The sequence below is a fragment of the Paenibacillus sp. GM1FR genome (genome assembly GCF_002803315.1).
Taxonomy (GTDB): domain Bacteria; phylum Bacillota; class Bacilli; order Paenibacillales; family Paenibacillaceae; genus Paenibacillus; species Paenibacillus amylolyticus.
On the sequence record NZ_MKZL01000059.1, the window covers coordinates 39,144 to 64,803 of the forward strand.

The following is a 25,660-nucleotide window of genomic DNA, read 5'->3' on the forward strand; positions in this document are numbered from 1 at the left end:
ATGAAAGGTTCAGGTAAAAAAACAAGACAACCTTTTTGAACTACCTTTTTACGCTTCAGCGCCACCGTACAGATGACCCAGGCTATCAGCAATAATTTTATTCACGTCTTCAATGATGACACTGAGGCGACGCTCCGCATCAAACAAACGACGGATGTTCAGATTCAAACTCAGTACTTCAAACAGCTTCTCCATTTTCTCCATCTCATCCGGAGCTGGCATATCCCCGCTCATCATACGTTGTTGCAATTCCATTTGTTGATCACGGAAGTTATCCAACATTGCTTTTGCATCCGGATCAGCTTCAATCAGCTTCATCGCGGAAGTAATCTCTTCCACCTCGCTGCTTTCTCTCAGTGCTTTGGCCAAATCATTGGCTTTGTCATAAATGTTCACTATTATTCCTCCTCAGATTGGTTTGTTCATCCGTGTTAATACACGCTTTTCTCTCCTGTCAAACAAGGGCGCTCTGAAACAGGCCATCCATAACCTGCCTCGAAATCAAATGCATTTAATCCATATGGGTCAATCACCAAGGGTTATATGTCCTCATATGATGAAGCACATGCCATGTTCAGATGCCGTTCAACTTCGAGATCAGACATCAAGTTGCCGCCCGGAAGGAGATCCGTGATGTCCACTAAAAAAGTAACGATTCAGGTTACCGGCTCGGGCATCCTGCAGGACGACGTCATCATGCTGGGCGAAGGGGTACTTAAGGCGCTTAAAATCCCTTCAGGAAGGCCGCTTCAGCTGCAATTTGGCTCTTTCCGCCGCGAAGTCACTGTTATTCCGGTACCAAAGTATGACGGGCTGCGCATCAATCAGACAGTTGCCAGCAAGACCGGTCTCGTTCCACGTTCGGTCCTGAGGGTATCCTATCGTTCAGCCAGCCGTACGCTTCGCCTTGGACCCTACATCAGTGTACTGGTTAGCCAGGATTATCCCGATCAGCCAGATCGGCCCTTTGGCTCCATCACGATGTTCTGTCAAGAACTGGTGAACGCCTGCCGTAAGCAAGGCGCCTATGTATCCTTTTTCACACCGGAGGATATTGGAGCGGTAACGGGTTATATGAAAGGCTGGGTGTATGATGACGGCTGGAAAAAGACTGTTCTGCCTGTAGCAGACGTCGTCAATAACCGGCTAACGTCCCGCAAGCTTGAGAACAAACCTAGCGTACAGCATTTTATGAAAGAAGTAAAATCGCTCTACGGCACGCAAACCTTCAATGAAAAGTTTCTGGACAAAAACGAAGTGTTTGACGCACTCAAGTCCATTTCAACGCTTAAACGAGTTCTTCCCGAGTCTCATTTGCTCAAGACGTCTGCCATGCTCAAGACGATGTGCAACCGACATCCGGTTGTATTTCTGAAGCCCGTCCGCGGTTCTTTGGGCAAAGGGATCATCCGGGTCTCACGTCAGATTGACGGAAGCTTCCTGACTCTGGCGACTGGCGTCGGGGGTACCCGGAAACAAACGTATACTTCTCTGGATAAACTGTATGCCAGTATGTCTGGGAAAATGAAAACAACGCGTTATCAGATCCAACAAGGGCTGACTCTCATTGACAACAGTGGCAGACCCGTGGATTTCCGTGCGCTCGTGCAAAAAAACCGTACAGGTAAATGGAGTGTAACCTCCATCGTCGCCCGGATTGCGGGCGGGAGTCACTACGTATCCAATCTGGCACGGGGTGGAAGTCTCAGCACCGTCAAGGATGCTGTTGCCAAAACACAGTTGACTGGATCAGCCAAAGCTTCCGCGTATGCAGGATTGCACACCGCAGCATTGGATATCGCCAAAGGGATCGAGAGTGCCATCCCTGCTCATTTTGGTGAACTTGGTATTGATCTGGCCTTGGACACCACTGGGCGCGTATGGCTGCTCGAAGTCAACTCCAAACCATCCAAGAATGATAATACACCACTGAGTGAGAGCAAGATCCGCCCTTCCGTCAAAGCCATGCTCGAATATTCTACGTACCTGGCGGGTTTTTGAAAAGTTATTCCCTATGGGAAACAAATCTGATAGAGGAGAGGTGCAGCGTAATGTTTCCAACATCTCAGACCAAGACACTGGCCATTCTGGTACGTGCAACCGAAGGCTCACCTCCCTTTACGGATGAACTTTTCTGCCGTCGTCTCAGTTTGGGGAGCATGAAATACGCCCTTCAGATTATTGTGATCCCGATATCAAATGATGCAGTCCATCTCCCTCTTCAATGGGGATATGTCTATCATCAAGGGAAGTGGAATTCGGTACCTGTTCCTGCAGTCGATCTCATTATGGATCGTTGTCTTCGCCCTATCTCCAGGTACGCCAGACAACAGCTTAAGGAATGGATACCAACCAACGGCACAGATCAACACCGTTATTGGTCTGCTTCCCTTCCAGGAAAATGGGAGGTACATCGTGTGTTGTCCCGAAATCCTGAATTGAGGTCACAACTTGCTCCCACAACCCGGATCGGATCGCATATTCCTTGGGAAACATGGCTGGACCGTTGGCCCAAAGGACTGTTCTTCAAACCGGTATCCGGGACTCATGGCAAAAATACCTTTCGCCTGTCTCGGGGAACGACTCCATCAACATGGATCGTGGAGGGGCGTAACGAGGACAATGAACCCTTTTTTCTTACATTCAACCATACCCAGGCTGTATCTTCCTGGCTAGCATTACATCAGGCTGAACGTAAGATGATCGTGCAGCCATATCTGGAGCTTAGCCATCATGGAAGAGCATTCGACATACGGGCTCTAATGCAAAAGAATGGGCAAGGTCGCTGGACGCTTACCGGATGTATGGTACGGGAAGGACCCGAAGGTTCACTCACGTCCAATCTTCACGGTGGGGGTAAAGCATATCCTGCCCACGCATATCTGCTCCAGCGATATGGAACGATCCGCACGGAAACTCTGCTGAAGAGCATCCGGCAGACTGCTACTCTTATCCCCACCCTGCTGGAAAGCCGTTTCGGCAGGTTAGCCGAATTGGGGCTTGATTTCGGAGCAGATGCAGAGGGCCAACTCTGGCTAATTGAAGTCAACTCCAAACCAGGCCGCACCTCATTTGCAGAAGCGGGCGACCGACGCATGCATACCCTGACTTATACCCGGCCGCTTGCCTATGCCCGTTATCTGTTGCAACAACATGTTCTCACGGACGTCGTTCGTCCAATGAAATTGCCGAATACATCCAGCAAAGCTGGCCTGAAACCCATCCCGATTCACGGCGGCTGAGGCCCGCAGCGCCCGCTTGCCATGGAGCCCAAGGATCTTTTCAGGATAGGAGGATAAATCATGAGTTTGACCTTTTGCAATCTGCATTTCACCAAGCAACCGGATAAAGTGGTTTATGTATCCAACGCTTTAATGAAGAGCCTCAACCTGTCCGGCAAAAAAACGGTGCACCTTCGCTTCGGGCGTGACCGGGTACCTGCAACGATCAAACCAATTAAAAAAGCAGGTAAACATCTGTATCTCGCTTCAGGTATCCGTAATATGATGAACGTTCCCAAACGGGGCAGTATTTATCTCCGGAATTTGCAAAATGATGAGGTCCAGTTAGGTCCACTGATCGGCGTACTCTCTGATGGGCCTGCGACGAGCACGAATCCATTCGGTTCCCGTACTGGTTTCATCAAACAGTTACTCCGTGAAGGCAGCCGTAAATCCTACATTTACGCATTTACTCCTCGGGATATCAATTGGCAGAACGAGACGGTATCGGGTTTTTTCCTGAATGATAACGGAAGCTTTACCCGCAGAACGGTACCTCTGCCCGATGTTGTCTACAACCGGTTACCAAGCCGTCGTTCAGACTTTTCACCAGCCATCAACCAGCTGCGGGAACGATTTGTTCGCCGAAAAATTCCGTTCTTCAACTGGAGCTTCTTCAACAAATCGGATATCTATACGTTGCTGGAGAACGAGCCGGCAGCAGGACGGTATATCCCTGAATCGATTACCAATCCTTCTGTTGAACAGATGAAGGAAATGTTGGAACGCCATCAGTTCGTCTACTATAAGCCTACTGCAGGAAGTCTGGGGAACGGGATCTACCGCCTGACTTATTCGCCCAAACGTGGATATTTCGCACGTTATCGCAAAAAAGGCGGTAATGCACTCCTGCGTTTTGGGTCCTTCAATAGTCTGATGCGCATGCTTCAGGGAAGACATGGTAAACAGTTACGCGGATATGTAGTTCAGCAGGGAATACGCCTAATTGAGATTGATGAATGTCCAATTGATTTCCGTTTTCACATGCACAAAAATGGTAACAATCAATGGGTTGTTGTCGGAATTGGAGCCAAAAAGGCAGGACGTGGCAGCGTCACAACACACATCAAAAATGGCGGCTCCCTAATGACTCCTGAGCAGGCGCTCAGTCGCAACTTCGGCGATCGTGCGGGAGAAGTTCTTCAGCATGCCAAATCCGTCGCTATTACACTGGCCCAGGCGATTGAAACCCAGCACCAGCATCTGATTGGTGAGATTGGCTTTGATCTGGGCATTGATCAGGAGGAACATGTATGGATGTTCGAAGCGAACGCCAAACCCGGGCGCTCCATTTTCCGTCACCCTTCACTCCGGGTGGAGGGCAAATCGTCGGTGGAGCACATCTTGGAACACTGCCTGTATTTGAGCAAGTTCCGGAAGAAGGAAGAGATTTGATGACCCTTCATGATGATTTCAAACCTGTCATTGCTGTTTTGACCATGCATGATAAACAGCGTATGTTCAGGGGAAATCATCAAAATTTTCAAGATATCTTACAGACAGGCGAGAGCATGGGATACGTGGTGTACATTGTAACTGTACGAGATCTGAACGTGAGTGGTCCCACCGTGAAAGGATATACGTACAACAAGGGGAGTGGAAAGTGGGTTTCACAACCTTTCCCCCTTCCCCATGTTCTGTACAATCGTATTCCCAACCGGGAAGACGAAGGAAAACCTTCCGTGCAGCGTAAAATTGACGAATGCATGCAATCAGGAATCGAACTGTATAACCCATTCTTTTTCAACAAATGGGATCTGTTCGAATGGCTCAGGAAATCCAAATCGACTCAGCAACTGATCCCTTATACTCGGCGGATGAGAAGTGCTTCTTCTCTGGGTGCCGTTCTACGGGCGTATCCCTATCTGTACCTTAAGCCCGAGAGCGGCAAAGCTGGCAAAGGAATCATGATGCTTAAATTTCAGGAAAAAGAACGGCTTCCCTATCGTCTCAAAATACAAACCACACGTAGAAGCACGACCTATAAAGCATCTACACTTGCCAAGTTATGGGCACGAATTCGCAAAGAAACCGGACATACGCCCTATATCATGCAACAAGGCATTGAACTGGCATCCTCTCGTAAACGCCCCTTCGATTTGCGTGTTCTTGTACAAAAGAACACCAAGGGCCAATGGAGCGTAACCGGTGTAGGAGCGAGACTTGCTGGCTCCCGCAGCATTACAACTCATGTGCCGCGCGGCGGGAGCGTAGAAGACCCTGAGAAGCTGCTGACCGAGCTGTTTGGCGAAGAAATGTCAACAACCCTGATGAAACGTGTGAAATCCACTTCATTAATGATCGCAAGACAGGTAGAACGGGGATCAGGTTACACGCTCGGAGAAATGTCCATGGATCTGGGCATTGATGACCTGGGGGAACTCTGGTTCTTCGAAGCCAATGCAAAGCCCATGAAGTTTGATGAACCACAGATCAGACGGCGATCATTGGAACGTATATTTCACTACAGCGCTTATCTTGCCCGTCAGTCCAAACGATGATAGACAGGAATACTGCAAAAAGAAGGTGATTGTTTGTGTCCTCACCTGTTCTGGGCATTATGACGTTGTACTTAAATGAACATCGCGCTCTTGAAGAACGAAGCGTTTATCGCAGAATGATTCTTGAAGGGCGCAAGCGGGGACTCGATATCTATGTATTCACACCAGCCGACGTACACCCCGGCGGCAAACAAATTGAAGCCATGGTTTTTCATGAAGGAAAAGGCTGGTCCAGGGAGTGGCGATCATTCCCGGACCTGATCTTTGATCGCTGCCGGATTCAGCGTAACCGAAGGTTCCAGCAATTGCTTGCTTTTCGTGAGAAATATGGGCATCTGCTCTTTCTGAACAGGCCACTGCGCAATAAATGGACCATCCACCAGACCCTTTTGCAAAAAGCCAACTTTCGTGAACACCTGCCGGAAACCGCTCTATTTCAGGATATGTCCGATGTAAACCGGATGCTCAAAGTTTCTTCTCTGGTCTATCTCAAACCCATTAATGGAACAGGCGGACGTGGTATTCTGCGCATTGAACGCAGCAGTAGCGAGGCTAATACAGTGCTTGTTCAAGGGCGGGATCAGAAGCGTCGTATCATCACTCCACGTAAAGTTCATTTATCACGACTTGGCGCGTTGCTCCAGCACTGGAACATGAAAGACAAGTATCTTGTACAAAAGGGCATTCAACTTCAGCTTCCGAATGGACGTGTGCATGATTATCGCATGCTCGTTCAGAAGAACGGTGAAGGACAATGGGAGCTTACTGGATGTGCTGGACGCATGGGTGCAGAAAAAAGCGTAACCTCCAATCTGCATGGCGGCGGTCAGGCAATAGCGATGGACCGACTCATGAAGCAATGGATCGAAGATGACGACCTCCGGGCAGAAATTAACACAACTGCAGAGAAATTCGGCATTGATGTTGCTTCGTTTCTGGAAGATACGTATGGGGACCTATGTGAGTTGGCACTGGATTTGGCGATCGACAGAAGCGGGCGTATCTACCTGCTTGAAGTTAACCCCAAACCTGCACGTGAAGTATTCGCTCGCATCGGGGAGCGGGATATCTATTATAAAGCCATCACTCAGCCGCTGGAGTATGCCTTATGGGTATATCGCAACAGACCTCCCGGAACGGCCAGAAAGCCAGCCAGTCCCAAGCCCGTTACGCAAAAATCACCCAGAGTAAAAAGAAAAAGGAAAGCCAAGTGAGTGGATTAGAAAAAGCAGGAGTGTATGTTCGCCAAGTGCGAGCATCTGCTCCTGCTTTACTGTTTTTTATTTCTTCTCTTTCGTCCATTGCAGTGTGTCGTTGTCAATCACAATATACCCTTTTTCCTCACCTTGCACATAAGATAATGCCAATCTCATCAGGTCAGGTTCTAGTTCGCATGTGGTAACACGTGTAACCTGATCAATATGATCCGCGGGCAGGCACAACGTCAGAATCCCCACTTTACCCGAGAAATCAGTCTTGCCCTGGATGACCGATGTTTCCGACTTGGAACCATACACCTCAGATACCCAGCCGGGCTGCTCCGTCAACTCGAAGGTTCCCTTCCCGATGCCTGCCGTAACCCACTGCATCGTCAGCGTTATGGAAGATGCCTCATAGCTCATATCCGCCGTCATTTCTCCAGCTTCATTAATCCTCAACGCAATATCCGCTTGCGGATGCAGATGAAAACGTTGCTCCAGAGTATGCTCTGCTTCTGCCTCCAGCCAATCCACAATGAGTAGTAAAGGGATCTCCACCCCTGCCAGCATCCACCGACGATGTGTAACTGGATCTGGCAAATGCGTATATCCATCCTGTGAAGCATCAATGAAGTGATATCTGTCATTGCTCTCCCAACGTAGCGTTGTGGCCTGAGCCTCCGGTTCACCCCATTGCTGTGTGGAGAGATAGGGTGTCTGATTCAGACCATCCACCGTGACGGTATTGTGCGCCCGCGTACTTTTGAAATACCGCCGCCATTCCCCTTCTTCATACGTGTATCGTCCGGTGTCCGTGAAGAAAAGCTGGTTCTTCCACATCCACTCCACATTCAGCGCATCCGCATGTCCGTGTGCTCCGCCCATGGCAGCCGCATCAAAAAAAAGATATTGATACTTGTCCCTCATGACATAATATCCTGTCTGCGGAAAAGCTCGACTAGACAAAACCGGAGAAGAAGAAGCCTGTAGTCTGAGGCATCGCTCATATTTCTCCACACCCAGCAACCAGAGACACTCCGAGCTATCCGTTCCGCGAGCCATCAAATCATCATCGTCCAGGATCGCTCCAAGCAGGGTCAGTCGTTGTCGTCCATCGCCAACCCAATCCGAATCACCAATACCGGTAGACTGATGATCTGGTCGGATCAGCGCCTCAGTAAATGCGGCCATTTGGCGTAGACAGCGGGCATACCATGCCGAGAAAGGATGTCCTGATATCTCGCCCAACCGATAAGGGGTGCCAAACATTTCGATGCTGGCATTGTGGTAATGTGTTGTCAGTTCAACCTGTATTCCCTCTTCACCCAACTGATGCAGCAAACACAACTCAAGACGTTCCATCGCGACTTGACGCCAGTGTGGACTTCGCGGGTGCTGGTGGTAGAACGTAGCGATCATGAACAACCCTTGCATATGCATAATGGCATGATTGATTTCCGTGCTGCCGAGGTAACGGGTCAAAAACTCGGCGTGCTCGTACAGACCTTGTCGAAACTCAGCCTGAAAACCTTCGTCCAGCAGTGGACTCGCTTCCATATATTTATATGCCGATATCCAGGATTGCACACGTAGTCCCGTCTCCAGCAGACGCCACGGACCGGGTTTTTGAAAGAACACGGCCTCATCGTAAACCAGATTTACAGGAACCGGGTTTTGCTGTCTCCAGCTACGAAAGTGGTCAATAAATGCTGTTACATATAGCGGATTGCCCTTCATCAGATACGCCTTGCCCAGATCGAGCATATGCCAGTGTCGATTGATGCCCCATGTGAACTCCAGATCATTGGTCGGGTTGTGAAGCCAGTCCACAGGTGTCCCCATTCGAACCCAACGATTCAGATCGTTGGTATAAGGAACGATAAATTCATTCAGGATGGCACGATTGGCAATCGTGATGGAATTTCGGGCTTCTTCCGGAAAATGTTTTTCATAATATTGGGCAGCCCGTTGCAGGTCCGTTGCCGAAAGGTAAAAATCGCTCATTGGGACGCCTCAAGAAAATCCTGACGGAACGGGGTAAACACATCCAGAATGACGGAGTCCTCCAGTGCCTTAACCCCATGCGGGACGTTAAAACCGGCATAAAAGCTGTCCCCTGCTTTTAAGATGCGAGTTTCTTCACCGACCTGAACCTCAAAGCTGCCTTTGACGATATAGCTGACCTGCTCGTGCGCATCATGGGAGTGAACTTCTCCAATACCACCTTTAGCAAAGGTAACCTCCACCATCATTAATGTACCGCCCATACCCAAGATCTTGCGGGAACTCGTTTCGTTCACGATATGTGCATCAGTAGACGCATGATTAATAATCATTTTGCTTTTCCCCTTTCCTTGTGAATAAGCGACCGAAGTCGTTAAACTACGGCCGCTATGAACGTTTATTAGTCTTCTGTGGACAATTTACCCTGAAGCTTGGAAGAATCAAACGAAGGATCAGCAGTTATGTTGGTCAGCCCTGCCGCTTTGGTTTTCTCCAGAGCTGCATTGTACCTTGTATCCAGATCCTTGATCACAGCATCGAGATCACCACCCGTGAATACAAAGATTGAAAAAGCCTCACTCCATTTGGTGCCTTCCAGTGAACTCTCGGTCATCACACTTGGATTTGCCGGGAAAATGGCATCATAACGTTTGGGCAGGAAACCTTCAATGCCCGGAATGCTTGGTTTTTTGTCAGAGCTTAGTACAGCAGGAATCAGTGAGATTCCGTATCCCTTTTCATAATACTCACTCTGAAGATCTGTGCTGTACACATACTCCATAAACTTCCATGCCGCTTCCTTGTTGGCAGAATCTGCATTGATGCCGATGTAGGAGCCCCCGATGACTTGCGAAGCGCCCTTGATCGTTCCATCATTAGTAGGCACAGGAGCCGCTGCCCAATTTTCTTTTGTAGGAAACTGATCTTTATATACACCTGGTTCACCGGAGTGGTTAATGTACATTCCGATTTTGCCTTGAGCAAACTGGGCTCTGAGTGGATCGATGTCCAGACTTTCAACTCCTGGCAGCATGCTGCCATCCTGATTCATCTGACGAAGCGCCATTGCGATATCCTTGTACATCCCAAAATCAAATTGACCTGTCTTGTAGTTGTAACCATCAATACCAACATTATTGCTTGCACCTGCAATCGTATTGGCTGCTCTCCAGAAGCCGCTGCTGCTCTTGAATGGGCTGGCAAAGCCATAGATGCCTTCACTTTTACCAACTTCGGTAATTTTTTTGGCATCCGCTACCATCTCAGCCAACGTTTTTGGCGGACTCTCGATCCCTGCCTTTTTGAAAATATCTTTGTTATACACAAGCCGCCAGACCTGCCCTGTATTGGGGAGGGAATATATTTTTCCATCAATCGTGTTTTTATTTTCAATCAAGCTGTCTTTAAACACGGCCTTCATCTCATCACTCATGTATCCATCGATCGGGGCGAGATACCCCTTCTGATAATACGTCTGAAAATCATTAACTTGCAGCACATCGGGTGCCTGCTTGCTGGCAAAAGCAATATCGACCGCCTGTGGATAGTTGTCCCCCATCACGGTCATCTCCACTTCAATGTTGTCCTTGTTCGTCTGGTTGAACTCATCGATCTTGGATTTCATAAAATCAGCATCATGGCGGTCCGGTGTCCAATATATGATTTTGGTTTTCCCTCCGGCACTCTCCCCGCTGGTCCCCGATTCGCTATTTGCCGAAGTACCACTGTCAGCAGAACAACCTGCCAAGCTTAGCGCCAGCAATGCACTTAGCGTAGTCACCATCCACTTTTTAACCATTGATATGCCCCCTTATGCTTGTCTGGACAACCCGTTTGGTTATCCGTTAACGTAATGATAATCGCTACGCTTTCATGGAGGTGAGGGACATTCTGACTTTGCATGGTGGGAAAAATGACGATCCGTATCGGTTTCAATTCTCATACATTTGCCGGAAGCATGTTGGCGTCATGCCGCAATATTTCTTGAACAAACCGCTGAAATAAGGCCTGTCCTCATAACCCAGCCTCTGGCAGATCTCTTGCACCTGTACACCTGCAACCAGCAACTCTTTTGCTTTTTCCATCCTCATCTTAGTTATATATTGAATCGGCGTTATGCCCGTTTCCTTTTTGAAGGCATTGGCAAAGTAACTCGGACTTAAATGTACGGATTGGGCACAGGCATGCAGCGTCAGATTTTCTGCAAGATTAAGACTGATATATTCCTTCGCTTTGCTAATCGCCTGTTTGACATCGGTGAGTCGTTTTTTGTCCATAATCTCGCAACCCATACTGCTAAAATGTTTGATATATCCCCTCCAGCCCTCAAACGTCAAGGAGCGCATCGCCTCAAGCACTGTCAGGTCGGCCTCCAGACGCAAGCGTTCCTCTGCTGTAATCTCATCACAAAAGGCACGGTAGATGGCAAAAGCCAGTCCAGACAGCAAACGAATCATCGTGAGCGACTCGGGAAAACCTTCGGAAACCTGCCATTCTTCGAGAATTTCATCAATTATGCGGTGACAGGTGCTCTCGTTACCACATTTGAGTGCGTAAAAAAGCTCTTTCTCCTTCTCCAAAGGATACACCGGAGCCACACAGGCCTGATTCTCCAGTTCAGCATACTGGAGGATGCAATTTCCTTCACTGTAAAAGCGATAGGATATCGCCTGATCTGCATGTGCGTAGGACGTCCAGATTTCCTGTGGTCTGCGGGCAATCGTACCCACACCAATCGAGACTGTTTTTTTGCTAAATCGCTCCACATTGTGGCGGCATTGCTCCAGTAGCTCGGAGACATCTATGTGGCTTGGTGTGTTCAATATGGCTGCAAGCCGGTATCGGTTTTCCCGTAAAACAACGCCCTTGGTATAACGGTTTATGGTTTCTCCCACAATATTTTGGACCGCAAAAGGAACGATTTCGGCATCCAGATGCATCGTGTATCCATATCGCGTATAACCATCCACCTCGATAACCATGACGAGAAGATTGGAGGAATCGAGATCAATATGCAGCTCGTTCCAGCGACTTTCATTCAGGAAACCCCCGATTTCATGACGCAACAAGCCCAGGAGATAGCTGTGACGCTCGTACTGGCTGCTACTCTCCACCTTCTGCTCCAACTGTTCCAACTGTTTGCACTGTGCCTGCTCTTCCTTAATCACCTGTCTTACCTTCAACACCGCACCGAGTATTTCTTCAGGGGTAAACGGTTTGAGCAAATAATCGGATGCACCCAGCTTGATGGCCTCCTGTGCATATTGGAAATCCGAATAACCACTGATGAAAATAAATTTGGCTCGCAGTCCGGCATCCAATGCCCGCTTCATTAGCTCCAGCCCGCTCAGCTTGGGCATCCTGATATCACTAATCACGATGTCGGGTTGCTGCTCCAGCAACAAGGACCAACCGCGCTCTCCATTGCTCGCCGTGCCTACAATCCGAACCTGATGATCTTCCCACGGAATAGTTGAAGATATGCCCTTTACAACCGCCTGGATATCATCCATAACACACATCGTCAATTGGCCCATACTGCCCCTCCTCAGGTGATCGGAATCGTGATAACAACCGTTGTTCCCACATCTGTACTGCTATGAAATACAATCGAGGCCACATCCCCATAGTGCAGGCTTAATCTGCCATGGAGATTGGATAAGGCATAACCTTTGCGTCCCCCGTCAGGAGCATCCTCAGCATAGATGCTGGCTACATCCATCCCACATCCATTGTCAGCCACCTCCAGCCGTAGTGTGTCACCCTGACGATCAATGCGAATGATTATAACGCCCAAATCTTCTTTGTCATTGAATCCATGCAGGATGGAATTCTCGACCAAGGGCTGAAGCAATATTTTTAAAATATCAACAGCGTAACAAGAGGGGTCCCCCACCTCAATCCGATAAACGAACAGATCCTCGTAACATTTTTGCTGAAGCTGCATGTATTGTTCGACATGTTTGATCTCCTGCTCCACACTGGTGATGTCTTTCCCATCATTCAGTCCCAGACGGAATAATAAGGATAAAGAGACGATCATCTCACTTACATCCTTCTTCTCTCCGCTCTCACTTTTCCAGAACATCGTATTAAGCGTATTGTAGAGGAAATGAGGATCAACCTGCGCCTGAAGCGCCTTGACTTCAAACCGCCGTTTGTCTTGCTCCGTTGTCCGTACTTCTTCAAACAGAATCTGAATCTGGTCCAACATTCGATTGAAACGATGCCCTACAGCGCTAACTTCATCGTCATACTTGCTGCGAAACCGTACATCCAGATCATTGGACTCCACCTCAACCATCAGGCGTCGCAGTTTGTTCAGTGGCTTCAGCAGAGCGGAGGCCACCAGGCTGGACAACCCGAGTGCGAGCAAGATGCAAAACAACATGATCAGGATGATCAGCCAGCGTATCTTTTGGAGGGGGGACAACAAGTCAGCCTTGGACTGTACACTTACCATGACCCAATCCTCGTTCATCGACAATGCCGAATAGTTAACAAGCATGTCCTCCCCCTGATCATTCCTGTAGGTAAAATCCCCAGCATCGCCACGGCTAAACTGTTGGGTAAAGTCAGGCTCCATAATGAAATCATAATTTCGGGACCTGGGCCGAATGACTTCATTTCCGTTTTTGTGCAGCAAAAACAGTTGAATCTGGTTATTCATGAGATCCTGCGTCAGAATGTCTCGCATCGCCTCTTCCTTCATATTGACGACCATATATACATTCGAATAGGTATGATTATCGATCACAATAGGTTTGAGCAACAGAGATAACACATTTCCTTGGGATTGGAATAACTGACTCTGATGTGAACCAAACCACATCGTATTCCAGCCTTGCAGCTTCACGTAGCGTCCGTATTCCTTGTTGAATGAGTTATTGTGATTCGGAAAATCTTTGGTCGAGAAAAAATCACCGATGGGTGTTGTCAGATATGCGGTATCAATCAGTGGCTCTACGAGCTTCAATTGAGCAAACGATGTTTGCAGCAGCGAGAGATTCTGATAATAATGAGATGTGTTATTTTTTCCCACGTCCTTCATGACCTGGGTGAACGTTTCATTGAGCATAAAAGAAAAAGAGGATACAACAATGTGCCTTAGATGTTCATCCATAACCTGCACTGATTTGTTCAGAATGCTTTGTTTCAATTCAAGTGCATTCTGCTCAATGCTTCGTGCAGCAAAGAGATAAGAGCATATCCCGGTCACACTGATGCATAAAACAACGAGAAAAATGTACAGCAGCTGTATTCTTTTTTTCAGGGACATTTTATAAAAGTCGAATATCATCGGCGCTCGCTCCTTGAACACGGCTTGGCCCGTCCGCTGTGAATTAAAATGAGTATATCACAGTGGAATAACCCGTAAAACCGTTTCCATGATTGTGCTCACGCCTATCCTTTCACAGCTCCCAAGGTCACCTGCATGAATGATTTGTTAGCAAAAATATAAACGATGAGCAGCGGAAAAATGGACAGACAGGCTCCGGCCATCATCAGTTGGACCTCAGCTGCAGCTCCGATGCCATATCGCAGATTAGCCAGCCCAACAGGCAAAGTCTGCAAGTCCGGATTGCTCATGGTGAACACAAAAGGAAGAATATATTCATTCCATGAACTCTGGAATACACCCAGACCTGCAACGGCGAGTCCGGGGCGCAGGAGCGGAAGAATAATTCGCCAGTATGTGGTGAAAAAATTACAACCATCAATCATCGCCGCTTCATCCAGTTCGCGCGGGATGCTCTTGAAGAAACCAATCAGAATAAAGTATGTGGCAGCGTGTGCGCTGATCAGTATAATAATAACGCCCCACAACGTGGTATTCAGCCCCAGCTTGACCATGAGGTCAAATTGCGGACGCAGCACAACCGCGCCTATGGAAATAAACAGAGTGGATGCCATGAGCAGGGTGTACCCCTTTTTCCCTTTGAAATTCACTCGATCCACAGCGTAGGCAGACATCGAAGCTACCAGCAGTGTGCCAACTGTTGTACTGATGCTAACAAACACGCTGTTCATCGTAAAACCCGAAAAATTGGCGCTTTTCCAAGCCTGAGCATAGTTGGAGAACTGCCAAATCTTCGGCCAGATGGTAGCTCCTCCAGTCAATTCCTGGTTTGTTTTGAAGGAACCGAGCAATACAAGTATGATGGGGAACAGCGACAGCAGAGCGATTGCGATCAAAAACAGCCAAAGTACCGTTCGTTTGGTCCAGCGAATGAGTTGGGGAGACCCTGAGGGCGCAAGTACGTTTTGAGTCATCATCGTTTCCTCCTGATTAATTTTATACGTGTTCAAAAAGTCTGTTTTCAGTTTAATAGACATCATTGAGCTTTTTGGATATACGGAAATAAATGAGCGTCACAGCCCCTACGATGAGAGCCGTTGTAAAACCGACCGCACTGCCATAACCGAGCTGCTGGAGTGATTGTGTGTCAGCCGACACGGGAAACAACAGTTTGAACAAATACAGATACATCACCTCTGTTTTGCCATACGGGCCCCCTTCGGTCAGCACCATAATACTCTCGTATCCTTTCAGCGCCGTGGTAATCGCCAGCATGATAATCATCTGCAGAACAGGACCAAGCAAAGGAATCGTTACATTCCGCAGTTTCTGAAACTCACTCGCTCCATCCAGCGATGCCGCCTCATAAAGCTCTTCAGGAATGCTCTGGAGACCGGCAATGAACAACAACATATAGTTCCCCACAGCACCCCAGATGGCAATGATAATGGTCGTCAGCATGGCATGCTCAGCTCCCAGCCAGCCGATCGGTTCGGAGATCACATGATACTTAAGCAGTAATTGGTTCAATATTCCGTTATAGGAGTTGAAAATAATAAAAAATACAATCGCCATGACCGAAGCGCTAAAAATAGTGGGAAGATAATAGATCGCCCTAAAGAGGGATCGCCCTCTCCATTTGCGATTCAGAATAATCGCCAGAGTTAACGATAGTGGAATTGTAACGACGAGTTTGCCCAGGGCATACACACCCGTATTGCCTACAGAATCCCAGAATTGGCCGTCACGCAAAATGCGCCCAAAATTATCAAGCCCGATGAAGACAGGTGTCCCGATGCCTTGATAATCATAGAACATGTAACGCAGCGCCCATAACAGCGGATAGATCCCGAATACAACAGTTAAAAACAGACTTGGAAAGATGAACATATAGGCATGTATTTTGGATGGTTTCACCAGAATCGGACCCCCTATAGCTTTTGAATGAAGTATAGAGGGAATATGGAGGAAAGCGGGATAGGGAAATCAACTTTCTACAGGGGAGAATGTGACTGCATGACCAAACAAAAAAACCTGTATTCAACGAATTTCCGTTGAGTCTACAGGTTCATATCAGTTGGTTCGTAATCTTAAATCTCAGTAAACGTATACAGCGTAGAGGCTACTCTGCTTCATCATACAGACGTAGCAGTTCTGTAAAATCAGAGATGAGCACATCTGAACCTGCAAGCTCCTCATCACGACCAAACCCGGCATAGGCACAGCCGATGACTGCCTGACCGTTCATTTTACCCGCTTCCACATCAGAAGAGCGATCCCCTACCATCCATGCGTCCTGAATACGATGTTTCTCAAGCAGGATCTGCACCAGATTAATCTTGGAAGGAGTCTTGTACTGGCCTGCACTGTATACCCCTTCAAAGAAAGGCATAATCTCGTGTGCAAACGCCACACCCTTCACATAGTCCTCCAGCCCGTTACTTGCGACAAAAAGACGCACTCCTTGTTGTTTTAATGATTGCAGTGTTTCTTTCACCCCAGGATACAATTGAGAACTTCCTTGATCAAGCCCCTCAATCTCCAGTTGAAGCAACAGTTCGTCTGCACGACGATGTGCCGCTTCCGACGCCTCAGGCATAACCACTTTCCATATATCTTCGAGCAACATGCCCAAACTTCCCAGCATCCGTTCCTCGGGTGGAGTTTCTCCTTCAAAGTGCCCTTCGGCACGCAATGTATCAAATAGTTGCTGGTAAGCTGGCAACAACAGGGTCTCTGTCTGGAACAGCGTACCATCCATGTCAAAAATCATCGCTTCCGGTTTGAGCAATACCTTCTCTTTATTCATGTCCAATGTTCCTTTCGGATTGGGATATTGTATATGTAATTGGAATCGTTCCCTTCCCATGATAAACATAACGTTTGAACGTGTAAACCAACGATTGTAAAACATCATCAACCCCAACCTTATACAGCATTAACCAAACGTTATATTATAGTTAAACAAACTATATACAAAAGAAGTATCTTTTCGTATAATACTAAAAAATAGTGCTTTAGACACCTAATCTAAAGACCTACAATTATCAAATTTTCGGTTTTTTCGACAACTACATATACCCCATAGAGAGGAATAACAAACATGAAAAAGCGAAAGACCTTTAAGATTTTTTATAAGATCGGATTAGGATATTTACTCGTACTGGCTGTACTGGCTGGTTGCATCCTGCTGATTCAGAACAGCACAAGTCAGCTCCAACGGGAACTGGATTTTCTGGTCGATCACGATATGAGGGTACACGCCCTCACCTATGAACTCGAAAGAAACATGGTAGATATGGAAACAGGTCAACGCGGTTACATCATCACGGGTCAGGACAATTATCTCGATCCCTACACCCAAGGAAAAGAGCAACTTATTACACTCAGAGATGAACTTGCTGCTTTAATTTCGGATAATCCGGCTCAACTTGCACTTTTGGAAGACATACATACTAATATGGAGAACTGGGTCCAGGTCGCTGGTGAACCTATGGTCGCCCTTCGCCAAGCAAATAATACGCAAGCCATTCGAGATTTTTTCGCAGATGATCCAGGTAAAAGAGACATGGACCAGATTCGGACTGCTCTCGATACGTTTCGAACCAACGAGCATACGTTAACCGATAACCGTACAGAAGCACTGAAGCAAAAAAACACACTACTGAACTTGGAACTGTATGGGGCACTTATCGTTGTGGCCATTATCTCGTTCATCACTGCTTTGGTCCTGTCACGTGCCATTGTTAGAAACATTCGTACCGTAAAGCAGGCATTAAATGACATCGGTTCTTCCAATGGTGACCTGACACTGAGAATCGCTACGCCAATGAAAGATGAAACTCGTGAACTCGCGGAGGCAGCCAATACAATGCTCACTGGTTTGCAGCAAATGATGCTGGACGTTCAGAGCAATGCCATGATTCTGAGCACAGCTTCGGATCGATTGGATAAAGGAGTTGCTGATAGCCATCTTGCAGGAAAAGAAGTTGCCACTGCCATGGAACGTGTCGCTGAAGGCGCTGATGAACAGGTTGCTCTTACACAAACCATGGTAGCTGCGATGCAGCAATCCCTCAACGGGCTTAATCGTGTCGCCTCCTCGGCAAGTGACGTGGCAGGCCGTGCAGTTCGTACCGAATCCATTGCCGTGGATGGGCAACAGCGCATTGATAATGCTGTAGGTAAAATGAGTTCCATTGAGCAATCCTTCCTCTCTGTACAGGAAGCCATTAATGAAATTTCGAAGATGTCTGATCAAGTGATCAACATTGCAGATTCAATGTCGGGTATTGCAAGACAAACCAATCTGCTTGCACTTAACGCCGGAATTGAAGCTGCCCGCGCTGGGGAAAATGGACGTGGCTTCGCTGTCGTTGCCGCGGAAATCCGTAATCTTGCAGACCAAAGTGCAACATCAGCGAAAGAGATTACAAGTATATTGGAAACCGTGGTAGCAGGTGTTCAAAGTACGGTGCAGGTGGTTGATGAGAGTACTCTACATGTGAATGAAGGGTTGCGGACCATTGAGGATGCAGGTAATGCTTTTTCAACCATTACTCAGCATATTCATAACCTCAGCGGTGAAGTTCTGGAGGTATCTGCTGTTGTCGAGGAGTTAACTTCCGGTAGTGAGGCTGTAATGAAGTCCATTAATGAAGTATCGGCTGTTGTGGAAGATACTGCATCAGCCACGGAAGAAGTATCTGCGATGACGGAGGAACAACTTGCTTCTCTGCAGGAAATGTCTGACACGTCCAAGCAGTTGAATGAAATGTCTGATGCACTTGATCAGCTGGTTAAGCAATTCAAGCTGGCTTGAACTGAATCAACATACTGATCGAGTATCTAAATAGCTGTATCATGAACATATATCAAAGGAAAGAAGCATCGCAGACAGACTCACCCGAGCCTCTGCGATGCTTCTTTGTGTTAAGGAGAGCTGAATCAGGAAAAGGTGCACCGGGCACCTCATATGAAAAAACCTAAGCACTCCTTTTCTTATCTCAATTGTTCCGTGTTCCGTAGCGCTTCAAGTATCAATTGTGCCTGATACCCATCGTTAAAATCATATATCTTAGCTGGTTTGCCCTGTATACGGGCAATGACATGTTTAAGAACCGGCAATTCACTGGCGGATTCAAGCACTTCCACTGGAGAAAGTGGCTGCCCCACCAGACCCGTCTTCAAATCTTCCCAATTTTCCAGGGCAATCGTGCCTTCTGTGCCGTACACCACCATGGATACACGTTCTTCCCCCGCAAATTGAGAGATGCCATTTAGATGAATTCGAGTCCCGTCTTCCAGTTCCATTGCAGCCTGTACTTCTAGTTCACAGTCACCATTCTCAGGATATTGAACCTGAGTGCTCACTACCCGGATTGCACCAAACACCTTTTGAATCATATGAATCCAGTGAATCCCCACTTCAAGAATAAATCCACCCTGTTCCCGGCTCGTAATCCATGCATTCTGTTGCCATGATCGTGGCCACTGCGGGAATTGCAAAATGAGATCTATTTTGCGAATAGTCCCCACTGTACCCTGCTCAATCATCTCTTGCAACTTCAGCACGGAAGGTTCATGCGGCATAGAGAAGTGGATGGCATGAACAACGCCCGCCTGCTCTGCTGCATCCAGCATCTTTTTGGCTTCTTCTACACTATTGGCAAGCGGTTTCTCACAGAATACATGAATTTTGCGCTCCAGTGCTTCCATGACAACCGGATAATGAAATTTCGGCGGAACTGCAATATACAGCAGATCAATCTGATGTTCATTCATCAATTGCTTGTAATCCGTATATGTCCTAACTCCCCGATGAGAAGCTGCAAAAGACGCCAAACCTTCCTCATTCGCATCACACACCGCTACAATCTCAATCTCCGTGTCCATCTTCGTATTCTCGATTAGATGAACCATACGTAATCCCATTTTACCCAGCCCAATCAGAGCCATCTTGATGACTGTCATTCCATCCCCTCCCAATTCCTTTCCAGTATAGCAGAAAGCAAAGAATTGCGAATGTGATGCATTGATACGAAAAAAGATAAATCTCTAGCTTTCAAGTCGCTATTAGAGTCTGAAATTCATCATTTACAGTCATTTTTTTACATTATTTGTAACTTCGTTGTGATTGGGTAATTCGTTGCAGGGATATATAACCAATTATTTTTACTTTATCCAGTAATACTTAAAGCGTTACCAACTTAAGAATCAGGAGTTTAGACTCACAAAAACAGGTTGACAAAAAACCACAAAAAAAGATACTCTTCCTAATAACAATGAATATTTCCTCTTACAACCTTAGACTGTAACTTGCATTCAATAAATGGAATATGCGTATGGTTCTAATAACCTATTTCATGAAGCGAGGTGTCCCGCATGAGAACAGTTGCGGACTATTTGGCAGAAACTCTGCGTAATCTAGGCGTTACTCATGTCTTTGGTATTATTGGTAAATCCATCTGTCCTGCTGTACTGAAAATGGTGGATTACGGATTAGAGTTCATTCCAGGCCGTCATGAATCCAGCTCAGGTTTTGCCGCATCCGGTTATGCATTACAGACAGGTAAACTCGGCGTTGCCTTTGCCACATCCGGTCCAGGCGGAACCAATTTGCTTACTGCAGCAGCCCATGCAAAGGCCAACAATCTGCCTGTACTGTTTATTACGGGTCATCAATCCATTCAGGAACTGGGGCTACCCCAGTGTCAGGATTCCTCTTCCTATCTGGCTGATCTGGCTGAAATGTTCAGGCCTGCTACGCTATTCAGCAAACTGGTTGAGCGTGGAGATCACTTCGGAACACTGCTGAACCATGCCCTTTCCATTGCACTCGGCCCTAATAAAGGCCCTGTTCACCTCTGTATTCCTTTTGACGTACAGACCGAATTGTTATCCCAATGCCGGATTGTCATTCCCGAACCGGAACCTCTGCTTAGCGTATCTAATCTGAATCGCATTTTTCCTCTCATTCAACAATCCAATCGCCCTTTAATTATTGCTGGTAAAGGTGTAAGTCGCGCCAGAGCCCATGATGAATTGCTTCAATTGGCCGAATCGTTCAACATTCCCGTCATTACTACTCCTGGTGGAAAAGGAGCGATTGCGTGGGACCATCCCCTGTACCATGGACCTTGTGGTGTTGGAGGTTTCCCACATGCAGACGACATGTTGAACCAAAGTGACCTTTATATCGTACTCGGTTCACGTCTAAGTGACATGACCCTCTGCAATCTGAAGCCTGAACATCACCCGGCACACCTCATTCAATTTGACGCTGATCCTACATTTGTAGGCAAGATTCTGAGCGCTCAAACCTTACATATCACCGGTGATTTGAAGGACAACCTGCAATATTTACTGGGCACATTAGAAGACCTCCCTACTCCTGTGAGAACCACAGCACCCATGGATTACACGGTCCCTTTACCAGATCTCCCCCAACTGTCTCTGGCTTCTGTGCTAGATGGAATGAGCGATCTGCTTCCGTATGATCATAAGCTGTTTGTTGATGATGGCAGCCATGGATTTCATGCGGTTCAGCGATATAAAGTCAAGAAACCAGGCAGCTTTGTGTTTGACGCTTACTTTGCCTGCATGGGGAACGCCATTGGTATGGCGATAGGTGCAAAGGCCGCCTCACCTGAAGAGACCGTTGTATGTATCACCGGGGATGGATGTTTCATGATGCTGGGGACGGAGATCAATACCGCGGTATGCAACAATCTGAATGTCATTTTCATTGTCGTTAACAACAAACAACTGGACATGGCACTCAAAGGAATGGAAAAAACAACAGGCAGAATTGATGGCACATTATATGAAGTTCCTATGGATGCTGCCAAATTCGCCGAATCTCTCGGTGCGGTTGCGTTTCGAGCAGAGACTCTTGCTGAATTCTCATCTGCGTTGAACACAGCCCAGACGTTGAATCAGGTAACTGTTATTGAGCTTCTGACCGATCGAGATGAAATTCCACCCACAGCTCACCGCACCGTAAATTTGAATTAGGAGGAGCATATCATGAGTGAACATGTAGCTCAGGGACTAGACCGTTTCGCGAAACTATCTGGTGAGTACGGCGCAAGAGCTCTCGCACCCATCAAAGAACATTTTCCCGAATTGTCGGAATTTATCATGGGGACGGCGTACGGGGATATCTTTCAGCGCACCACGATTACGGATCAATGGAAGGAAGTTGCTATCATCTCTTCGTTGATCACCCAAGGACAGTATGAACAATTGGGCGTACATTACACGATGGCTCTGAGTGTCGGGGTAACTGTAGATCAGCTCAAGGGAATATTGCTACATCTGGCGCCATGTGTGGGTGCTCCACGCATTATAAGTGCATTTAATATTTTGCTTGCCACCTTGGACGAAATACAGTAATTCACTTTTCTACATTTTTATACATGATTCGACTTTTTTATTGATCTTTTTACATTCCTACCTTTATAATATGGTTAAATTATCCTTCGAACCAGCTCGCATCTTAGAAGCTTTCGGCAGAGGCCCAATGGGCTGTGTATCCACTAACAGGATAGCCTTAACTCATTTAAAGGAGAGAGATCAAGCATGGGAAATTTCATTCTGAAGACTGACGTTCCAAACAAGGTGTTAAACATTGAACTGGAGGGTTCTTTCTCTCAAGAAGACGGTTTGCGTTCCATCTCGGCCTATCAGGATACGATCGCTTCTATTAACACCAAGGAGTATGACCTGAACATCGATTGCAAAAAGTTGAATGTTACTGCTCCGGAGATTGTTCCTCTTCTGGAAGGCTGCCTTCAATTGTTCAAAAAAGATGAATATAAAAAAGTCGTGTTGACCCTCGAGAACAACGCGATTCTAAAAATGCAATTGTCCCGGCTCGGCCGATCAGTCGGTCTGGACAATCTCGAAATCATATCTACCGTTACCACTTAATAAACCAGGCGGACAAGCTGTGAATTCACCCTTCCGCTCAAGAGGAGAATGAAGATGGCCGGAATTCGTATTGTAGATATCGATATCTATCATCCAGCAACCAAGGTGCACAATGATTTTTATATTGAACATTTTGATGCAAGAGGTGTAGATATTCGTGGATTGTTACAGGCACTTGGTCGTGATACACGTTATAAAATTGACAACGATGACGAAAATTCACTAAGCATGGCCTATGAGGCAGCCAGTAACCTACTGGAGAAAACCGGACTCACCGGTGCAGATATTGATCTGATTGCTTATGCAAGCCAAACGCCAGAATACATCTTTCCTACGAATTCCCTGATGATCCATCGCCTGATTAACGGAGCTTCTCACACGATCTGTATTGACAGCAACGCCAACTGTGCGGGTATGACTGCTGCTTTCGAACAAGTTAGCCGGCAAATGCTGGGCAATCCTCGAATTCGCCGCGCATTAATCATCGGCTCTGATTACGTGGCTCCTCACGCCAGTCCCGATGATCCCGTATACTTCGCCAATTTCGGTGATGCAGCAGCGGCGGTTATTGTAGAGCGGGATGAACATGCTGTCGGTTTCATTGATTCAATCTATCAGACGGATACCTGCGTGTATGGTAATTCTCTTTTTCCTGCACAAGGTTTGGCAAAGCTGGGCAAAACGGGTGTAGATGCGGGTGCCTTTCATGTGAAATTCATCCCATTTGATGATTCCATCTGTGTGGATGCTGCTTCAGAGTCCATTCGTACCTTGCTGATACGTAACGAGATTGGACCAGACGAGATCAGAGCCGCCTGCTTCTCCCAGCTATCCATTAGTAACATTCGGGCTGTATCCGCGAACGTCGGCATTGGTGATGATATTGCCGTCTATATCGGAGATGAGTTCGGATACACCTCAACCAGCAGTCCATTCATCGCATTACATCGAGCGGTTACAACCGGTCAGATTCAGCGTGGTGACAAAGTTCTGTTCTGGACCGTTGGAGCCGGGTGGCAAAATGTTGCCATGGTAGTTGAATATTAGGCCATAATTCACCAAAATAATAACCAGGACGATCCCTTTTATTTTAAATTCAAAAAGGATCGTCTTTTTATTTGAAAGCAACCCTCAATACACCACGTACACTGCTTCGGGCTTTATTAACTCATAGCAGTTAACTCAAAGCAAAAAGCAGCCCTATCGGACTGCCAGACTTCTGCTTTATACCAATACATTCAGAAAATCTTCTTTGTCTCCCGATCGTCTTTCAGGATCTCTACAGCCTCCCGGAAACGCAAGGAATGCACAATCTCGCGTTCCCTTAGAAACTTCAGACTATCCTGCAGATCCACGTCATCGGTCAGATCGATCAACCATTGATATGTAGCCCGGGCTTTCTCTTCTGCTGCAATGTCCTCGTACAGATCCGCAATTGGATCACCCTTTGCAGCAATGTAGGCAGCTGTAAAGGGTACACCGGAGGAATTGGTATAAAACAAGGCAGAATCGCGTTGAGCATAGTTCGGCCCAAGTCCCGCTTCTTCCAATTGATCCACCGACGCGTCCTTGGTCAACTTGTAGATCATGGTGGCAATCATCTCCAGATGAGAAAATTCCTCTGTAGCAATATCCGTCAGCAGACCGATAATCTTGTCTGGAATCGTATAACGCTGATTCAGATATCGAAGGGCAGCGGCCAACTCCCCATCGGCACCGCCATATTGTTCCATCAGCAATTTCGCCATACGAGGATCACATTTACTAACCCTCACGGGATATTGCAGTTTTTTCTCATACACCCACATGTAAGACGCCTCCCTCTACGTTATCAAAATACAGCCATTCTTCTAACCCTCGGGCTTCCTGTCCCTAAAGTCATGCAAGGAAGCCTGAGGCTGATGTGTCACACTTGCCATGGCCAGGGCGTCTGAGACCATTCCCACGGATATTTGGAGAAGGCATGACCAAAGTTCATCAACGGTCCATACAACTGCTGAAATTCATGGGCTACCCTCATTCGCTCCTGGCTGAACTTGTTGTACTGCTCAATGCTTTGGAAGTCTCCCGGATGGGTGTCCAGGTACAGATTCAGTTCCACTAACACGAAATCCAGCGCCTGAAGTTCTTCAAGCAATTCGTAGTATTTAGCGTCACAGGGTTTCGGCACTTCAGGTTCCATCCACTTCCACCTTCCTTCCCTTCGATCTGGCTGGTGTATAAGGGCTGTATAATGCAGGCCATAAGGTTCCCAATCTCAACGCTTCCGCCGGGCTGTACTGCGGCCAGCCCATGGGCTGAAATGGAATAAATAACTGCGGAGGTACCAGATACGTCCGAATTGCTACTGGCGGACAAGGATCAAACGGCCCCACAAAAGGGGCGTAAGCACGAAGCTGCGGATCTTTCACAAAACAACGCCTCCTTATTACATCGTTGGTG

The 25,660-nt window shown here is 47.2% G+C and carries 23 protein-coding genes; 10 read left to right on the forward strand and 13 right to left on the reverse strand.

All coding sequences use genetic code 11. The features are described 5' to 3' along the window. Positions 1 to 48: 48 nt before the first annotated feature. Positions 49 to 396 carry a YlbF/YmcA family competence regulator gene (locus PAEAM_RS26265; RefSeq protein WP_036609862.1) on the reverse strand — a complete coding sequence of 116 codons (348 nt, stop codon included), beginning with the start codon at positions 394 to 396 and terminating at the stop codon, positions 49 to 51. A gap of 237 nt (positions 397 to 633) precedes the next feature. Between PAEAM_RS26265 and PAEAM_RS26270 the strand changes: the two genes are divergently transcribed. From PAEAM_RS26270 to PAEAM_RS26290, 5 genes are read left to right on the forward strand one after another with little or no spacing between them, the layout of a single operon-like run. Beyond that, positions 634 to 2,001, forward strand: a complete 1,368-nt coding sequence (locus PAEAM_RS26270; RefSeq protein ID WP_100529457.1) for a YheC/YheD family endospore coat-associated protein — start codon at positions 634 to 636, stop codon at positions 1,999 to 2,001. 50 nt (positions 2,002 to 2,051) lie between these two features. Further along, the gene (locus PAEAM_RS26275) at positions 2,052 to 3,242 is read left to right on the forward strand and encodes a YheC/YheD family endospore coat-associated protein (RefSeq protein WP_051449676.1); all 1,191 of its coding nucleotides are present in this window, start codon (positions 2,052 to 2,054) and stop codon (positions 3,240 to 3,242) included. Positions 3,243 to 3,302: 60 nt separating this feature from the next. Then, the gene (locus tag PAEAM_RS26280; RefSeq protein WP_036609869.1) at positions 3,303 to 4,676 is read left to right on the forward strand and encodes a YheC/YheD family endospore coat-associated protein; all 1,374 of its coding nucleotides are present in this window, start codon (positions 3,303 to 3,305) and stop codon (positions 4,674 to 4,676) included. After that, positions 4,676 to 5,782, forward strand: a complete 1,107-nt coding sequence (locus PAEAM_RS26285) for a YheC/YheD family endospore coat-associated protein (protein WP_036669946.1) — start codon at positions 4,676 to 4,678, stop codon at positions 5,780 to 5,782. The genes PAEAM_RS26280 and PAEAM_RS26285 overlap by 1 nt, the downstream gene beginning before the upstream one ends. 35 nt (positions 5,783 to 5,817) lie before the next feature. Beyond that, positions 5,818 to 6,996: a YheC/YheD family endospore coat-associated protein gene (locus tag PAEAM_RS26290; RefSeq protein ID WP_100529458.1), complete on the forward strand. Its 1,179-nt coding sequence runs from the start codon at positions 5,818 to 5,820 to the stop codon at positions 6,994 to 6,996. Between the two features lie 66 nt (positions 6,997 to 7,062). Here PAEAM_RS26290 and PAEAM_RS26295 read toward each other — a convergent pair whose 3' ends face one another. The 8 genes from PAEAM_RS26295 to PAEAM_RS26330 form a co-directional block, all read right to left on the reverse strand. Further along, the gene (locus PAEAM_RS26295) at positions 7,063 to 8,985 is read right to left on the reverse strand and encodes an alginate lyase family protein (RefSeq protein WP_100529459.1); all 1,923 of its coding nucleotides are present in this window, start codon (positions 8,983 to 8,985) and stop codon (positions 7,063 to 7,065) included. Next, positions 8,982 to 9,317, reverse strand: coding sequence for a cupin domain-containing protein (locus PAEAM_RS26300; protein ID WP_017689511.1), 336 nt, complete (start codon positions 9,315 to 9,317; stop codon positions 8,982 to 8,984). Before PAEAM_RS26300 ends, PAEAM_RS26295 begins: the two co-directional genes overlap by 4 nt. Before the next feature lie 68 nt (positions 9,318 to 9,385). Next, the gene (locus PAEAM_RS26305) at positions 9,386 to 10,783 is read right to left on the reverse strand and encodes an ABC transporter substrate-binding protein (protein WP_100529460.1); all 1,398 of its coding nucleotides are present in this window, start codon (positions 10,781 to 10,783) and stop codon (positions 9,386 to 9,388) included. 133 nt (positions 10,784 to 10,916) lie between these two features. Continuing rightward, positions 10,917 to 12,521, reverse strand: a complete 1,605-nt coding sequence (locus PAEAM_RS26310; RefSeq protein ID WP_100529461.1) for a helix-turn-helix domain-containing protein — start codon at positions 12,519 to 12,521, stop codon at positions 10,917 to 10,919. 11 nt (positions 12,522 to 12,532) lie between these two features. Then, entirely contained in the window at positions 12,533 to 14,284 is a 1,752-nt protein-coding gene (locus PAEAM_RS26315) for a sensor histidine kinase (RefSeq protein WP_100529462.1), read from the reverse strand. Between the two features lie 104 nt (positions 14,285 to 14,388). After that, complete coding sequence (locus PAEAM_RS26320) at positions 14,389 to 15,258, reverse strand: carbohydrate ABC transporter permease (RefSeq protein ID WP_100529463.1); 870 nt, start codon at positions 15,256 to 15,258, stop codon at positions 14,389 to 14,391. Positions 15,259 to 15,310: 52 nt separating this feature from the next. Continuing rightward, complete coding sequence (locus tag PAEAM_RS26325) at positions 15,311 to 16,201, reverse strand: carbohydrate ABC transporter permease (protein ID WP_017689516.1); 891 nt, start codon at positions 16,199 to 16,201, stop codon at positions 15,311 to 15,313. A gap of 205 nt (positions 16,202 to 16,406) precedes the next feature. Then, positions 16,407 to 17,093: an HAD family hydrolase gene (locus tag PAEAM_RS26330; RefSeq protein WP_076252725.1), complete on the reverse strand. Its 687-nt coding sequence runs from the start codon at positions 17,091 to 17,093 to the stop codon at positions 16,407 to 16,409. Positions 17,094 to 17,387: 294 nt separating this feature from the next. Between PAEAM_RS26330 and PAEAM_RS26335 the strand changes: the two genes are divergently transcribed. Beyond that, positions 17,388 to 19,106 (forward strand): methyl-accepting chemotaxis protein, encoded by a 1,719-nt coding sequence (locus tag PAEAM_RS26335; protein WP_100529464.1) that lies wholly within the window; start codon positions 17,388 to 17,390, stop codon positions 19,104 to 19,106. A 179-nt stretch (positions 19,107 to 19,285) separates the two neighbouring features. Here PAEAM_RS26335 and PAEAM_RS26340 read toward each other — a convergent pair whose 3' ends face one another. Continuing rightward, positions 19,286 to 20,257, reverse strand: a complete 972-nt coding sequence (locus tag PAEAM_RS26340; RefSeq protein WP_100529465.1) for a Gfo/Idh/MocA family protein — start codon at positions 20,255 to 20,257, stop codon at positions 19,286 to 19,288. Positions 20,258 to 20,668: 411 nt separating this feature from the next. Between PAEAM_RS26340 and PAEAM_RS26345 the strand changes: the two genes are divergently transcribed. The 4 genes from PAEAM_RS26345 (at position 20,669) to PAEAM_RS26360 (ending at position 24,265) form a co-directional block, all read left to right on the forward strand. Continuing rightward, positions 20,669 to 22,300 (forward strand): thiamine pyrophosphate-binding protein, encoded by a 1,632-nt coding sequence (locus PAEAM_RS26345; RefSeq protein WP_100529466.1) that lies wholly within the window; start codon positions 20,669 to 20,671, stop codon positions 22,298 to 22,300. 12 nt (positions 22,301 to 22,312) lie between these two features. Continuing rightward, positions 22,313 to 22,681: a carboxymuconolactone decarboxylase family protein gene (locus PAEAM_RS26350; protein ID WP_017689521.1), complete on the forward strand. Its 369-nt coding sequence runs from the start codon at positions 22,313 to 22,315 to the stop codon at positions 22,679 to 22,681. 186 nt (positions 22,682 to 22,867) lie between these two features. Further along, positions 22,868 to 23,218: a hypothetical protein gene (locus tag PAEAM_RS26355; protein WP_036609902.1), complete on the forward strand. Its 351-nt coding sequence runs from the start codon at positions 22,868 to 22,870 to the stop codon at positions 23,216 to 23,218. Positions 23,219 to 23,272: 54 nt separating this feature from the next. Continuing rightward, the gene (locus PAEAM_RS26360; RefSeq protein WP_076252338.1) at positions 23,273 to 24,265 is read left to right on the forward strand and encodes a 3-oxoacyl-[acyl-carrier-protein] synthase III C-terminal domain-containing protein; all 993 of its coding nucleotides are present in this window, start codon (positions 23,273 to 23,275) and stop codon (positions 24,263 to 24,265) included. Positions 24,266 to 24,456: 191 nt separating this feature from the next. Here the strand turns inward: PAEAM_RS26360 and PAEAM_RS26365 are convergent, their stop codons facing one another. The 3 genes from PAEAM_RS26365 to PAEAM_RS26375 form a co-directional block, all read right to left on the reverse strand. Further along, positions 24,457 to 25,026 carry a manganese catalase family protein gene (locus PAEAM_RS26365; protein WP_036669914.1) on the reverse strand — a complete coding sequence of 190 codons (570 nt, stop codon included), beginning with the start codon at positions 25,024 to 25,026 and terminating at the stop codon, positions 24,457 to 24,459. A 98-nt stretch (positions 25,027 to 25,124) separates the two neighbouring features. Beyond that, positions 25,125 to 25,400, reverse strand: coding sequence for a spore coat protein CotJB (locus PAEAM_RS26370; RefSeq protein WP_036609910.1), 276 nt, complete (start codon positions 25,398 to 25,400; stop codon positions 25,125 to 25,127). Beyond that, positions 25,390 to 25,629, reverse strand: a complete 240-nt coding sequence (locus PAEAM_RS26375; protein WP_036609912.1) for a spore coat associated protein CotJA — start codon at positions 25,627 to 25,629, stop codon at positions 25,390 to 25,392. The genes PAEAM_RS26370 and PAEAM_RS26375 overlap by 11 nt, the downstream gene beginning before the upstream one ends. Between the last annotated feature and the right edge of the window lie 31 nt (positions 25,630 to 25,660).